Source organism: Marinicrinis lubricantis (genome assembly GCF_042658665.1).
GTDB classification, from domain to species: domain Bacteria; phylum Bacillota; class Bacilli; order Paenibacillales; family KCTC-33676; genus Marinicrinis; species Marinicrinis lubricantis.
This window is the reverse complement of sequence record NZ_JBHSQV010000035.1, coordinates 109,457-124,338: the sequence shown is the minus strand read 5'-3', so window position 1 is coordinate 124,338 and position 14,882 is coordinate 109,457. Positions and strand designations below refer to the sequence as shown.

The window sequence follows — 14,882 nt, the reverse complement described above, 5'->3', positions numbered from 1 at the left end:
AGGGGGCAGACAATATGTTGAAAATTGGGATCACCTGCTATCCTACGTTGGGCGGCTCCGGAGTCGTAGCTACCGAACTAGGGAAAATGATGGCGGAACGAGGCCATCAAGTTCATTTTATAACCCATAGTCTTCCTTTTCGATTAGGAAGATACGATAAAAATATTTTTTACCACGAAGTAGAAGTCAGTGATTATTATGTATTCAAATATCCGCCGTACGATTTGTCCTTGGCTAGTAAAATGGCACAAGTCGTGGAAATGCAAAAGCTTGACGTGTTGCATGTCCATTACGCCTTGCCGCATGCGGTCTGTGCTTTTCTCGCGAAACAAATGGTTGGGGACCAGCTGAAGGTTGTGACGACGCTGCACGGCACGGATATTACGATATTGGCGCAGGAAGAATCGTTGAAGGAATTAATACGGCTCGGAATCAATCGCAGCGATGCGGTTACGGCCGTTTCACAGGATTTAATTGATGAAACGCGCAAGCTGCTTGATATTGATAGACACATCGACCTTGCCTACAATTTTGTCGATAAACGAATATATTATCCTCGGGCATGCAAACAATTAAGATCAGATTATGCGGATCCGAATGAAAAAATTTTGATGCATATTTCTAATTTCAGGCCGGTGAAACGCATCCTCGATGTCGTGGATGTGTTTGCGAAGGTGAGCAAATCCGTTCCATCCAAGCTGCTGCTCGTCGGTGAAGGTCCCGACCTTCCTAAGGCTCAGTGTAAAGTAAAGGAATATGGCCTTGAGGACAAAGTTGTTTTTCTAGGCAAACAGGATGATGTCGCCGAAGTGATCTCAATGGCCGATCTGCTTCTGCTGCCTTCAGAGAAGGAGAGCTTTGGATTAGTCGCATTGGAAGCGATGGCTTGCGGAGTACCCACAATCGGTTCAAATGCAGGCGGCATTCCTGAATTGATCACGCATGGGGAAACGGGATATTTGGCGCCGATTGGCGATACAGATACCATGACTCGGTACGCGATCGACCTGCTTCGAAACGAAGTGAAGTATGAACAGTTCAGGGAAGCCTGCTTGCATCGTGCAAGGAATGTATTCTGCAACGATCTGATCGCCGATCAATATGAGGAAATCTATTATCGGGTCCTCGGAAAGAGCAAGCCGGTAAAGGTCCCTGTATGCGAAGTATCGAGTGCGGATAGGATGTAGTAATATGGAACGGACACATGGAGTCCAGGGCATAAAGACAATTCAACGTTAGAAGTGATGACAATGAGCAAAACATTATCTCTTATGGAGCAGGAAGCGGTTCAAGTGCTGGAGAAATTGGAGCAGCATGGCTATCTTGCTTTTTTTGTGGGCGGATATGTGAGGGACAGTTTGCTCGGCAGACCGATTCATGATATTGATTTGACAACCAATGCACTGCCGGAACAAGTTCTTCACATATTTCCTCATTGTATACCGACTGGACTAAAGCATGGTACCGTGACCGTTATGATGGAACATCACAGCTTTGAGGTTACGACCTTTCGTACGGAATCGGAGTATGAACAGTATCGCAGACCGAAGAAGGTTGAGTATGTTTCCAGGCTGGAGGACGATTTGCGGCGAAGGGACTTTACGATGAACGCGATGGCCATGAACCGGCACTTGGAGCTGATTGATCCTTTCGGCGGGAAAAAGGATATAGAAGACCGGCTCATCCGCTCTGTCGGTAATCCGGCGGAACGGTTTCAAGAAGATGCGCTAAGGCTGATCCGCTGCGTTCGATTTTCTGCCAATTACGGGTTTGATATTGAGCAGCGAACAGAGCAGGCGTTAGAACAATGCAGCACGCTGTTAAAATATATAGCGATGGAGCGTGTTCAAGCGGAATGGGAACGTATGATGGCCGGTCCTAGGCCTTGGGTTGGACTCCGGCATTTGCTGCGGCACGGATTTATCCGGAACCTGAAAGAGGAGCTGCCGATAAGCCCTGAAATGTGGGAGGCTGTTCTTCATCCGGGACTGGAACAGTGGCTTCGCCGATTGAGTGGATCTCAGGCAAGATGGTGCGCTGTGTTGTGGACGTTGAATTGTGATCCGATGATCGCCTCGGAAGCGCTCAAGATACTCAAGTATCCGAATCGCTTTGTAGAAGAGACGGCTGCTGTGTTACATGTGCTGGAGCAGTGGAAAACATGGGATGGTGCTCATGAAGATGGAATAAAGCCGTTCATTCGCTGGTCGGTTCGCTATGGACGTGAACCTGTTCTGCACGCACTCAGCTTGCTGGAACAAGCTCCTCTCGTGTTTCAACGAAAGGCTTCCGACAGTTTTGTTCAGCTTTTACATACTTATGGCGCAAAAGTTCAAGAGAGGTTAATGGCTGTTCCCGTTCAATCTGCAGCCGATCTGAATGTAACGGGCAAAGATTTAATTACGGCAGGGATCCGTCCCGGCCCCCGAATGGGTGAAATATTGAAAACCCTGCTGCTTCAGTGCGCATTGGGAGACCTGCCGAATGAGCGCGAAGTACTGCTTCAGGCAGCGGGAAAATGGCAAGAGCAAGGGATGCAAGGAGGTATCGATTAATGCTGGATCAAATACTGCAGCTGTTTGCAAAGCATCCGGGACAATTTCTATCCGGCGAGGAAATCAGCAATCAATTAAACTGCAGCCGCACGGCGGTGTGGAAGCATATTCGTCAACTACGCAAAGAAGGCTATTTGATCGAGGCGCAGCCGCGGAACGGCTATCGTTTTATCCGTGAGCCAGAACGAATTCTCCCCAGCCGAATCGCCAGTATGCTGCGGACGAAGCGATTGGGTCATGAGCTCAAAGTGTATGAATCCCTTCCGTCAACACAGCAAAAAGCGTTCGAAATCGCAGCAAAGGAAGAAGGGGCGCAAGAAGGTCTATTGATCGTGGCTGAAACACAAACTGCAGGCAAAGGACGGATGGGCAGAAGCTGGCTGTCTCCATCCGGCAAGGGGTTATGGGTCAGTTTGGTGTTAAAACCAAGCGTCACTCTTCAATTTACTCCGCAGTTAACTTTGCTGATTGCAGTCGCCGTATGCAGGGTGATGAATCGTATGGAGATCCCAGCTTCCATCAAGTGGCCTAATGATCTATTAATTCATGGGAAAAAGTGTGCCGGTATTTTGCTTGAAACGTCAGCGGAGGACGAACGGGTAAAACTAGCCGTTGCGGGGATCGGTATTAATGTAAACTTGGACACAGACGATTTTGATGAAGCTTCGGTACAGCGCTCGACATCATTAAAAATCGCGGCAGGAAGACATATTGACAGGGAGTCATTGCTCTGCGATATTTTGTATGAATTGGAGCAGTTGTACGATTTGTATTTGCAGAAAGGCTTTGAGCCAATCAAATCCTTATGGGAAGCGCTTAGCTCCACACTGCAGCAGACCGTTACGGTGGAGACGCTCAGTGGTAAGATTACAGGAAAAGCTGTAGGAATTAATCCATGGGGCGCCTTGATTGTGGAAACATCGCCTGGAGAATGTACTCCCCTTTACTCCGGCGATTTGAAATCTCCTTTTTAAAAGATGGTTATCTCTTTTGTGAGGCTGAGATATTTGATATAATAATCCAGCGAGGCAGTATCGGATGAACTGCACTTGCGTGACGAATGCTAAGAATGTGTCGTGTTTTGTTTTTTGTTTGGTTTCTGCTCTGAGCCGAAAGGACCGAGACAGAGGGATTCAAAATAGGATCTTTTTGCGTACAGGTGCTTTTTGTTCTCGGAGAGAGCGGAAAAGCGCTTTTTTTATTTATTTATAAGACAGTTTTTATCAGGAACTGAACGGCTTTTGACATCAATAATCTGAAAGCATGCTGATAGGAATTACAGCGCTTTTTCGTTCACAATCTCTTGGGAGGTGCACTGTGAATGGATGAAAAAAGAAAAATGTTGAGCGTTACCGATTTCAGGAAAATGAAAAAGGAAGGCAGCAAAATTGCGATGGTGACCGCATACGATTATCCTGCCGCGAAGCTGTCTGAAAAAGCGGGTGCGGATATGCTTTTGGTCGGAGATTCGCTTGGGATGGTCGTGTTGGGGTACGAATCTACGATTCCCGTCACGATCGAAGATATGCTGCATCATACGAAGGCGGTAACGAGGGGGGCACCCAATACCTTTGTCGTCACGGATATGCCTTTTCTCAGCTACCATGGAAATATAGATACGACGATGAAAAACGCTGCACGATTGATGCAGGAAGGCCTTTGCCGGGCGCTTAAGCTGGAAGGAGGAGCGGAAATCGCTTCCACGGTTTCGGCATTAGTGAAGGCAGGGATCCCGATCGTCGGACATATTGGATTAACACCGCAAGCTGTCCACCAATTAGGCGGATACCGCGTACAAGGGAAAGATACGGCACAGGCGGAAAAGCTGCTTTCGGATGCAGTGAGTTTAGAACAAGCTGGTGCTTTTGCCGTTGTACTGGAGATGGTACCTGAGGAACTGGCACAGTGGATTTCCTCCCGCATCAGCATTCCTACGATTGGGATTGGAGCTGGAAGATACTGCGATGGTCAGGTCCTCGTTTACCATGATTTGCTGCAATATGCTAGTCCGCTCAAGCCCAAATTTGTAAAATCTTATGCTGAGTTGGGGCAGCATGTGACAGAGGCTGTTCATTCCTATGTTACCGAAGTGAAAGCAGGTCAATTTCCTGCCGAGGAACATGTGTTTCATTTGAACGAAACGGTTAGCGCCGATTTAAAACATAAATTAAAGTAAAGCAGGTAGAACAATGGAAGTCATTCGAACCATACATGAGATGAGAAAAGCAGTGAAGCTGTGGAAAGAGCAGGGAAAAACCATCGGATTCGTACCGACGATGGGGTATTTACATGAAGGTCATCAAAGCCTGATGCAAGCTGCAAAGAAACAGACGGACATCAGGGTGCTCAGTATTTTTGTTAATCCGATTCAATTTGGACCGAATGAGGATTACGAGACGTATCCGCGGGATGAGGAAAGGGATCTGTCCATTGCGCGTAATGAGCAAGTAGATTGCGTCTTTATGCCTTCCGTAAAGGAGATGTACCCGCAGCCTATTCGTACGAAGGTTCAGGTGGCGGAGGTAACTGATAAGCTGTGCGGCGCTTCGAGACCTGGACACTTTGACGGCGTTTCGACCGTGGTCTCAAAGCTGTTTCATATTATTCAACCGAATAAAGCATTCTTTGGTTTGAAGGACGCCCAGCAAGTGGCGGTCATTGAACAAATGGCGGGCGATTTGAATATGGATATTGACATCGTTCCTTGTCCGATCGTCCGCGAAGCCGACGGTTTGGCGCTTAGTTCAAGAAATAAATATTTGAATGCGGAGGAACGAAAACAAGCGGTTGTACTGTCGCAATCCTTATCAGCATTGAATGATTGGCTGCAAGAGCGCACTCTGACCTTAGAGCAGATTCGAAACCGGCTTACCGAGCAAATATCGAAAGCGCCCCTGGCACATATTGATTATGTCGAGATATTGAAATATCCAGAGCTGGAACCGCCTGAAGAAGGTCAGATGCTCGCTCAAATGACAGGGAAATATATTGCCGCCTTAGCTGTGAAATTTGGCGCCACCCGTTTGATCGATAACCATATTTTCACGCTGCAGCCGTAATGCTTGTGATTGAAAACATACGACCAACATACAGGACATCATCATGTGAGACATGAACATAAAAGGGGGACTACCCATGTATTTGACGATGATGAAATCGAAAATTCACCGAGCAACCGTGACTGAAGCGAATTTGAACTATATTGGCAGCATTACGATTGATCAGGACTTAATGGAAGCCACTGACATTTTGCCGAATGAGAAAGTGCAAATCGTGAACAACTACAATGGAGCGCGATTGGAGACTTATGTCATTCCAGGTCCTCGCGGTTCAGGCGTCATCTGCCTAAACGGTGCTGCTGCACGACTTGTGCAGCCGGGCGACACGGTCATTATCATCTCATATGAATGGATGACAAAGGAAGAAGCGCGGAATCATCAGCCTAAGGTTGCTTTTGTCAATGAGCGCAATCAGGTGGAGAGACTTGTTCAGGAGGAACCTCATTCCACGACAGTTTAAGTGTTGAAACACATGTCAATGTTCCCTTAGGCGGCGGTGTAAGATGGATGAATGAAAAACAGTCCCAGAGCAAAGACTGATTACACGGGCTGCTAAAAGGGCAGTACTGAGCTCAGTCTCGTTCTAAGGGGGCACAGTCATGTTTAAGCAGTTATTCGCAGCGATGAATGAGGTATTAGAGGAGATTGCCAGCCAGTATGCCTCCGCAAGTCAGGAGAAAAGGCAGGAACTGGACGAGAAATTAGCGGTTCTTCGTTCGATGAGCGATGTTTGTATCGAAGAATGGCTTGATTTTGAGGAAAAAATATCGAAGCTCAACCCGCTTAAAATGGCATCACCCTCCACGTTGTATGTCCCTGTAACTAATGACATGATGTTTCCGCTGCAGGAGGCCTCAAGAACTCATTATGAGCGAGGACAAGGTTATTTTGAACTGATGATGTACCGTCATGCCATAGGGGAGATGGAGCAGGTTCTATCGATGCAGCCGGATTTTTTGCCGGCCAGACTGTTTCTGGGACTAAGCTGTCTGCATGAAGGACAGCTAAACGACGCCTATCGCCATTTTCAATTAATTACATCGGTTGCTGAAGAACCTTCAATTAAAGCCATTTCGTTCAATGCCATGGGCTGTATTCATGCACAAAAAGCCAATGCAGAACAGGCGCAGCAGTTTTTTTCGATGGCGGAACAGCTGGACCCATCCTTAAAAGAACCGATCACCGATATTGATTTGAATTTGCCGCAAAAGGTTTTGTATAATTCAGGACTTATCCAATAATTTTGTATTTCCACAGCCGTCCATTCTTTGGTATCCTTATATAGAAATGTTGTGGTGTAAGCTGAAAGGAATGGACCCGAAACATGAAATATGCAGTTATGGATTTTGAAACAACAGGTCCTCTGCAGCAGGACGAAATTATACAAATCGGTCTTGTCGTTGTAGAACAGGATCAAATTATAGATAAATACAATACATTCGTGAAACCGAAGGCATCTATACCGGAATCCGTTACCCAATTAACCGGGATTACGGATGACATGGTGAAGGATGCGCCATCGATCGAGGATGCGATAGCAGATATGCTGCCGTATCTTGAACAATCGATTTTCGTCGCACATCATGCCGCATTTGATCTGGGATTTTTGCAAAGAGCCCTTGATCAATGCGGTTATTCTCCATTCTCTGGCCTTGTGCTGGATACGATGGATCTGCTTCGCTTCTTATATCCTGATCTTCCAAGCCTTCAATTGTCGATGGTTTCTTCTGCGCTGGGGGTGCCTCATCTTGAACCGCATAAAGCGGACAGTGACGCAGAAGCGACTGCGCTGATCTTCATACAATGTATACAGAAGCTGAATCAGCTGCCCTATTTGACCGTTCAGAGACTTTCTTATCTTTTTGACGAGCCCGCCGCTCAGCTCTCTGACTTGAAGTGGTGGATCGATCAGCTGCTGTTTCTAAAGGAAACTCAGGGTGACTTGGAAGAATCGACATTAAGTTACCGGCAGTTCGCTTTAAATGTCGAGGATTGGGCAGATGAAATGCCTGAGAGCACGGCAGAGCCCATCGAGGAAACGTTCGAAGCGTTCTACGAACAAATGAGAGACAATCTGAAGCAAAAATTTGCGAAATATGAAGAGCGGGAAGCGCAGACGGAAATGATCCGGCAGGTGATGGAAGCTTTCGCCGAAGAAAAGCATCTCATCGTTGAAGCAGGAACAGGTACCGGCAAATCATTAGGTTACTTAATCCCATCCATCTATTACAGCCTGAAAAATCAAGAGAAAGTGGCTATCAGTACGCATACCATCAATTTGCAGGAGCAAATTAAGCAAAGAGATCTTCCGCTGCTGCACGAAATTTCTCCACACCCTTTCCACGCCGCTGTATTAAAAGGCAGATCCCATTATCTATGCTTAAGAAAGTTTGAGCAGAAAATAAATCTAAAGGATTATGATGCAAATAGGGAGCAGGTGCTGTTAGCGGCTCAAATGATCGTCTGGCTTGGAGAGACGAAGATTGGGGATGAAGAAGAAATTCACCTGGGGCAAAGAGGCGCCGATTTCTGGCAAAGCGTGGCAAGCGACACAGATTCATGTTTGAACCGTTCTTGTCCTTGGTTCCGCAAATGCTTCTACCATCGAGCCCGCAATGATGCACAAAAGGCCGATGTTGTGATTACGAATCATTCGCTGCTTTTCACCGATCAGAAAGCGGATCATCGAATTTTACCAGCCTATCAGTCGTTAATTATTGATGAGGCGCATCAGTTTGACGAGACGGCAGGTAAGCATCTGGGTATCCAAATCAATTATTTTTCGTTATCGCATGCCTTGAACTGGCTGTATAAGGATGCTTACCAGGGAAAGCTGATCACCTTAAAAAGCTTGTTAGAGAATAACGGTCACGAGAAGTCGGAGACATGGGTCGATTTGATCGAACAATCGATACAGCGAATTGAGAAAATCAAGGAGCATTGGGAAGAGTTCCATCACATGTTATATCAGCATTGGGTATCTCCTCAGGAAACAGCTGCCGCACAGGAAACGGGGCAAATCGTAGTTCGTTTTAAACCGTCGGAGCCTCCGAAGGAGTGGGAACTCCTTCGGACCATCGAAGATAATATCCATGCGGACAGCGGTGAATTGATCAAGTCGCTCCAGCGTTTGATGGAGGAACTGAAGGAAGAAGCAGGGGATTTTGAGCTTCAAAGCTTAATTACGGATTTGAACGGATCATATAAGGATATTGTACGGTGCAGGGACGACCTTCGATTTTTCGTTAAGATGAAAAATACGAATGATGTATATTGGCTCGAGGCAAATGTGCAGTATCGGCATAAGTCGATTCAATTGTACACGGTCCCTGTCGATGTCAGCATGATGCTGAAGGAAATGTTTTTTGATGCGAAGGACAGCATTGTAATGACTTCGGCGACTCTTAGTGTCAATCAAAACTTCGAGTATGTGAAGGAACAGGTAGGCTTAAGCGGCTTTGCAGAGAAGAATAAGCTGCAGACCGTTCAGCTGCCCTCTCCTTTTAATTATAGAAAAAATGTATTGGTATGCATTCCTCGTGATTTTCCAAAATTGAAGGGGATTGCAGGAGAGAAGGAGTTCGCTCTCGAATTAATACAATCACTCTCTGAAGTCGCTCAAGTAACAGACGGACGCATGCTCGTGTTATTCACTTCGTACCGTATGCTGAAAATGGTTCATGGCGGCTTGAAGGAAAAGCTGCAAGGAACAGGCATACAAGTGCTTGGTCAAGGGGTAGACAGCAATAACCGCAGCAAGCTGACCAAATGGTTTACAGACAGCCCGAATTGTGTACTTCTTGGGACAAGCAGCTTCTGGGAAGGCGTAGACATTCCAGGGGACGATCTAAGCTGCTTATGTATCGTACGGCTGCCGTTCCAGCCGCCGAATCATCCCGTAGCGGAAGCGAAATCGGACTTCCTAAAACAGCAGAATAAAAATCCATTTATGCATTACTCGGTTCCGCAGGCCGTCATACGCTTTAAGCAAGGCTTCGGCAGATTGATCCGCACATCATCAGATCGCGGCGTTGTCATTATTTATGATACACGAGTGATTGACACCTATTATGGAAAACACTTTTTATATTCATTGCCGGGACCTAAAATCGAGCATATGTCGAAGCAGCAGATGATTCATCGAGTGAAGGAATGGTTTGACGAGGAGAAAGAGGTTCAACCGGATGTTATGAAAGAAGGGCGGTAGTTCATGAAAGAGATGAAAATTTCTGAGGCTGTTGTCAGGCGGCTTCCGATCTATCTTCGGTATTTAAACGAACTGAGAATGAGTGAGGTACAGACCGTTTCTTCGCAAGAGCTGGGGCAGCGTTTAAATTTAAATCCCGCACAAATTCGTAAAGATCTCGCCTACTTCGGTGAGTTCGGCAAGAAAGGCATTGGTTATGACGTCGGTTATTTAATCGAGAAAATACGTCATATCTTAAAGCTGGATCAAGTCATTCCTGTGGCGTTGGTTGGAGCGGGGAACTTAGGGCATGCACTGTGCAATTACAATACGTATTTGAAAAATACGATGAAGATTACCGCTGTTTTCGATGCATCTCCGAATAAAATAGGGACACAGATTAACCAATTGACGGTACTGCCAATGGACAAGCTGAGCGAGACCGTCAATGAACAGAAAATTCGTGTCGGCATTATCACGGTTCCTTCGGCTGTCGCTCAACATGTAGCGGATCAATTTGTACAGGCGGGGATTGAAGCGATTCTTAACTTTGCGCCAACGATTATTAAGGTTCCTTCCCATATCCGCATTCATCAAGCCGATTTTACCGCTGAGCTCCACAGCTTGGCGTATTATTTGGATTGAGTTTCTTGGCGATTCTACAACAAGACGGACTGGAGGACAAATGTCATGCATCCCTTATTGAAAAAGCTGCAGTACAAGGAAGAAGGGCCGATGCTCATCGTGGGCAGCCCGCAACAATTTGCAGGGACGATGAAGGAATTGGCTCCTTACGAGATTCATACCGAACCTAAAGAAGATCATTACAACTTCATTCTTATTTTTGTGAAGTCTCAGCACGAGGTTGAGCAATATGCCGGAATGGCGGTAGAGCGTCTGCATTCAGATGGAGTGCTGTGGTTCGCTTATCCGAAGAAGACATCGAAGAAGTATGAAGCGGATATTCATCGGGATCGTGGGTGGGATGCGCTGAACTGTCTGAATTATACCGGAGTCCGTCAGATCGCGATTGATGAGGACTGGTCGGCACTTCGCTTCAGACATAAGGATTTGATAAAATCCAAGTAGGAACAAAACGGGATCGAACGATGGTTATACTCATTAAAGAATATAAAAAAGGCTGTCATACATCGCAGCGCCTTACCCTGCGTATCGATGTATGACAGCCTTTCGTTTTATTCTAAGAATTGAAGAAGTTGGTAAATGAGAAAAGCCATAATGGCTGTTCCCGGTAATGTTAACACCCAAGCATATACAATTTTTCCGGCGACATTCCATCGAACAGAATTCACACGGTTGGACAATCCGACACCGATAATGGAACCGGTAATCGTATGTGTCGAGCTGACGGGAAGACCAATCTTCGCTACACCTGTCAAAATAATGGCTGCAGCCGTTTCGGCGGCGAATCCGTGGATCGATTCGAGCTTGGTTAATTTGGTTCCCATCGTCGCAATTACCTTCTTGCCACCGATTGCAGTACCTAGTGCGATCGCCAGACCGCAAGAGGTGATGACCCAGAATGGAATGTCGCTTTCCATCGTTAACCCGCCTACATTACCTGCAACTAAGGCGAGCATGATAATCCCCATCGCTTTCTGAGCATCGGATGCCCCGTGACTGAACGCCATGAAGGAAACGGAGAGAAGCTGAAGGATATTGAAAGATCTTTTTACTTTGGACGGCGATAAATTCCCAGCAATCAGCTGCAATATTTTCATGATGACAAATGCAAAAAGTGCGCCTAGTACAGGGGAAACGAGAAGGCCGATTAATACCTTAATCAATCCTCCTGAAACGAGCACATCGAATCCTCCGTAAGAAACGGATGCCCCCACCATGGCTCCGATTAATGAATGCGAGGCGCTGATCGGCATGCCGACCATGGTCATAATAATATTCCATATAATCGATGCGATAAGCAGTGAGACAACAACCAGCAGTGTGATCGAGTCTGGATTGACGATACCTTTACTAATCATTTTAGCCACCGCGGTGAAAGCGAATGCTCCGACTAAGTTCAGCACGGCGGCGAGCAATACAGCCTGATATGGCTTCAGCACTCGGGTACCGACAACCGTTGCAATGGCATTAGCCGAATCATTCCAGCCGTTCGTAAAGTCGAACAACAAGGCTAGAACGATAATAATGATAACGATCAGGGACAAACCTTCAACCATAACGGAGAACCACGCTTTCAAGGATATCTGCAACGTCCTCGCAGGCATCGGTGGTTTCTTCCAGACGTTCATAGATTTCCTTTAGTTTAAAGTCTGTATATGGATCTTTCGGATCGCTGAAAATTTCCCGAATGCCATCCCGCATTAATTTATCTGCCTGATTTTCCAAGTCGTTGATGACGACAGTATGTTCATGAATTTGCATATATTTCTTTTTGGACAGCAGTTTAAACGCTTCTAGAATGTGCTCGCAAGAGGATACAAGAATTTCGGTGAATCCTTTCATATAATCATCGGAAGCACTGACATTTAAATATTCGAAGCGTGCCATGGTGGCTTCAATTCCGTCGATGACATCGTCGACTTTTACAGCCAGTTCCATAATATCTTCTCGATCGAGAGGAGTTAAGAATACTTGATTCAATCGTTTGAAAATTTGGTGCGTGATGTCATCGCCCTTACTTTCTAATTCCTTAATGGAGGCAACGTATGCGTTAGGCTCCTTTTCACCCATCAAAGCAGTCCGAAACATTTGAGCGCCTTTCAGCGTATTCTCAGCAGACTGCAGCAACAGGTTCAAAAATTCATCATCATTTTTCCTGCCGAAAAAAAGCATCGTATGTAAGCTCCCCTTCTATATTAAGAATCTTACTCTTGCCATTCATCTCATAAATTATTACAGTATTACCAAGGGTTGGACCTCCTTATTGGACAATTTATGAAGAATGGCCACCCTGAAAAATTTATCATAATACGACATAAATCACAATGAAATATTCATGAAAAATTTACATTCTATCGTCAGTTTTTAGTGATCCATGTAAGGATATACCGTATTTTGGTGAAACAAGATGGTTTCTACCTTTTGGCGAATGTATTGTTTGTCATTCAGTTGATTTTCATACTCAAGAAATGTACATTGGTAAAGATGGTATGAATGACTAATAATGAATGTAATGGATTTAATAAAAAGCAGGTGAAACGAATGGGTAAGTGGTTAATTAAAAATGGTACGTTTCTGACGATGGACGAGAAGAGACCGATGATCAAAGGATCTATGGTCATTGAGGATGACAGGATAAAAGAACTGACGAATCAGAACGTTATCGATGAATCTGTTTTTAGTGAAATTGTGGACGGGACCGGGAAGTTATTTATGCCGGGATTAGTGAATACGCATAATCATGCCGCGATGTCTCTGCTTCGCGGTATTGGCGACGATTTAGCGCTGCAGGTATGGCTGCAGGAGAAGATGTGGCCGAATGAAGCCAAATTCACGGCACAGGACGTAAAATGGGGCAGTTTGCTTTCGATCACGGAGATGATTAAAAGCGGTACAACGAGCTTTGTCGACATGTATGATCATATGGACGAGGTGGCAAAAGCGGTAGAGGAAGCGGGAATGAGAGCGAGACTCACTCGCGGCATGATTGCGCTTGGCTGTAATGATGCGGAGCAGAATGCGAAGCTGCAGGAGGCTGTTCAGTTCGCGAAGGATTGGCATTTGCAGGCAAATGGACGGATTACGGTGATGATGGCTCCGCATTCTCCATATACGTGTCCTCCATCTTTTATCGAGAAGGTCGTCGCCGCTTCGGCCGAATTGGATCTACCGGTCCATACCCATATGTCCGAGACAGCCAAAGAAGTGGAAGACAACGTGAAGGAATATGGACTCCGACCGGTCATGCATCTGTCAAAGCTCGGTGTATTTGATCGTCCGTGCATCATCGCACACGGCGTTCATCTCACGGACGAGGAGATTGACATTTTATGTTCGAAAGACGTACGGATTTCCCACAATCCGGGAAGCAACTTGAAATTGGCCAGCGGAATCGCTAGAGTTCCCGAGTTGTTGAAGGCAGGAATTTTAGTTTCACTAGGTACGGATGGTCCCGCAAGCAACAACAATCTGGACATGTTTGAGGAAATGCGCCTGGCAGCCCTGATTCATAAGGGAGTGTCCGGGGATCCAACAGCGGTTCCTGCTACGGAAGCATTGAAGATGGGGACGGTATATGGAGCGGAGTCGATTTGGCTGGATCAGGTTGGACAGCTTAAAGAAGGGTACAAAGCGGACTTGATTGCACTTGATATCGAGCAGTCTCATCTGTATCCGAAGTCGGATTATGCTTCCCATGTGATCTATTCGGCTTCCGGCCATGATGTGACCGATGTGTGGGTCGATGGTAAAAGATTGATGAAGAACCGTGAGCTGCTTACATTAGATGAAGAAAAAATTAGGTTCGAGGCACAATCCTGCTACGATCGTTTGATGGCGACCTGATGACGGGGTGTTGGTATGAGTAATAAGATGAAAGCATGGCTGGCATTGGGTGTAATCCTGCTCACCTTGGTTGTGCTCGGTTACCGAACCTATCTGCAAATCTTCGAAGAGCCATGGGAGAGCGAGCAAAGAGCCGAGCAAATTGCTATCCGCTCAAGCGACATGAACCAGGTCGATAATACCGAGATCTATAACGGTGAAAAAAGCTATGTCATTGTTTATGGAAAGGACGAACAAGAGGATTCGATGATCGTCTGGGTGGGGGAAGAAGAAGGGGATGTCACCGCTCGTTATGCGAAGGATGGGATCACGGAGAATATACTGGAGCAGCAGCTGAAGAAATCGTCTCCCGAAAAAGAGATCATTCGCATCGTTCCAGGCAAATGGGAGGACGAGCTAGTATGGGAAGTGTTCTATAAGCAGGATGAGGAGCAGGGAGATCGGCATTATTATGACTTCTATCGATTTAGTGATGGTGAATTGTTAGAGACGTATACGATGAGTATTCGTTAAATATAAAGTATCATTGGGAAAAGACAGCTGGCATGATATCATTGCGCCGGGCTGTCTTTTTTGTTTCCAACCATTACATTC

14 protein-coding genes are annotated in these 14,882 nt (G+C 46.1%); 12 read left to right on the top strand and 2 right to left on the bottom strand.

Annotated elements, in window-relative coordinates; translation table 11 throughout:
- Positions 1 to 14: 14 nt before the first annotated feature.
- From bshA to ACFPXP_RS06465, 10 genes are all read left to right on the top strand, one after another.
- A complete protein-coding gene (bshA, locus tag ACFPXP_RS06510; protein ID WP_379893406.1) occupies positions 15 to 1,187 on the top strand; it encodes an N-acetyl-alpha-D-glucosaminyl L-malate synthase BshA in 1,173 nt (390 codons plus the stop codon).
- Positions 1,188 to 1,250: 63 nt separating this feature from the next.
- On the top strand, positions 1,251 to 2,555 hold the full coding sequence (locus ACFPXP_RS06505; RefSeq protein WP_379893405.1) for a CCA tRNA nucleotidyltransferase: 1,305 nt from the start codon (positions 1,251 to 1,253) through the stop codon (positions 2,553 to 2,555).
- Positions 2,555 to 3,529 carry a biotin--[acetyl-CoA-carboxylase] ligase gene (locus ACFPXP_RS06500; RefSeq protein ID WP_379893404.1) on the top strand — a complete coding sequence of 325 codons (975 nt, stop codon included), beginning with the start codon at positions 2,555 to 2,557 and terminating at the stop codon, positions 3,527 to 3,529. The genes ACFPXP_RS06505 and ACFPXP_RS06500 overlap by 1 nt, the downstream gene beginning before the upstream one ends.
- 347 nt (positions 3,530 to 3,876) lie before the next feature.
- Positions 3,877 to 4,731 (top strand): 3-methyl-2-oxobutanoate hydroxymethyltransferase, encoded by an 855-nt coding sequence (panB, locus tag ACFPXP_RS06495; protein WP_379893403.1) that lies wholly within the window; start codon positions 3,877 to 3,879, stop codon positions 4,729 to 4,731.
- Positions 4,732 to 4,744: 13 nt separating this feature from the next.
- Positions 4,745 to 5,614, top strand: coding sequence for a pantoate--beta-alanine ligase (panC, locus tag ACFPXP_RS06490; protein ID WP_379893402.1), 870 nt, complete (start codon positions 4,745 to 4,747; stop codon positions 5,612 to 5,614).
- A 76-nt stretch (positions 5,615 to 5,690) separates the two neighbouring features.
- Positions 5,691 to 6,074, top strand: a complete 384-nt coding sequence (gene panD / locus ACFPXP_RS06485) for an aspartate 1-decarboxylase (protein WP_379893401.1) — start codon at positions 5,691 to 5,693, stop codon at positions 6,072 to 6,074.
- A gap of 139 nt (positions 6,075 to 6,213) precedes the next feature.
- On the top strand, positions 6,214 to 6,855 hold the full coding sequence (locus tag ACFPXP_RS06480) for a tetratricopeptide repeat protein (RefSeq protein WP_379893400.1): 642 nt from the start codon (positions 6,214 to 6,216) through the stop codon (positions 6,853 to 6,855).
- An 83-nt stretch (positions 6,856 to 6,938) separates the two neighbouring features.
- Positions 6,939 to 9,821, top strand: a complete 2,883-nt coding sequence (gene dinG / locus ACFPXP_RS06475) for an ATP-dependent DNA helicase DinG (protein WP_379893399.1) — start codon at positions 6,939 to 6,941, stop codon at positions 9,819 to 9,821.
- Positions 9,822 to 9,824: 3 nt separating this feature from the next.
- Positions 9,825 to 10,445 carry a redox-sensing transcriptional repressor Rex gene (locus tag ACFPXP_RS06470; protein ID WP_379893398.1) on the top strand — a complete coding sequence of 207 codons (621 nt, stop codon included), beginning with the start codon at positions 9,825 to 9,827 and terminating at the stop codon, positions 10,443 to 10,445.
- Positions 10,446 to 10,490: 45 nt separating this feature from the next.
- Positions 10,491 to 10,889: a DUF3052 domain-containing protein gene (locus tag ACFPXP_RS06465; protein ID WP_379893397.1), complete on the top strand. Its 399-nt coding sequence runs from the start codon at positions 10,491 to 10,493 to the stop codon at positions 10,887 to 10,889.
- Between the two features lie 107 nt (positions 10,890 to 10,996).
- On the opposite strand, the gene ACFPXP_RS06460 is transcribed toward ACFPXP_RS06465, so the two are convergent.
- A complete protein-coding gene (locus ACFPXP_RS06460) occupies positions 10,997 to 12,049 on the bottom strand; it encodes an inorganic phosphate transporter (protein WP_379893396.1) in 1,053 nt (350 codons plus the stop codon).
- Entirely contained in the window at positions 11,994 to 12,617 is a 624-nt protein-coding gene (locus ACFPXP_RS06455) for a DUF47 domain-containing protein (RefSeq protein ID WP_379893394.1), read from the bottom strand. The genes ACFPXP_RS06460 and ACFPXP_RS06455 overlap by 56 nt, the downstream gene beginning before the upstream one ends.
- A gap of 369 nt (positions 12,618 to 12,986) precedes the next feature.
- On the opposite strand from ACFPXP_RS06455, the gene ACFPXP_RS06450 reads away from it, so the two are divergent.
- Together ACFPXP_RS06450 and ACFPXP_RS06445 are read left to right on the top strand one after the other, a co-directional pair.
- Positions 12,987 to 14,288: an amidohydrolase gene (locus ACFPXP_RS06450; RefSeq protein WP_379893393.1), complete on the top strand. Its 1,302-nt coding sequence runs from the start codon at positions 12,987 to 12,989 to the stop codon at positions 14,286 to 14,288.
- Between the two features lie 15 nt (positions 14,289 to 14,303).
- Positions 14,304 to 14,801: a cell wall elongation regulator TseB-like domain-containing protein gene (locus ACFPXP_RS06445; RefSeq protein ID WP_379893392.1), complete on the top strand. Its 498-nt coding sequence runs from the start codon at positions 14,304 to 14,306 to the stop codon at positions 14,799 to 14,801.
- The last annotated feature ends 81 nt before the right edge of the window (positions 14,802 to 14,882 follow it).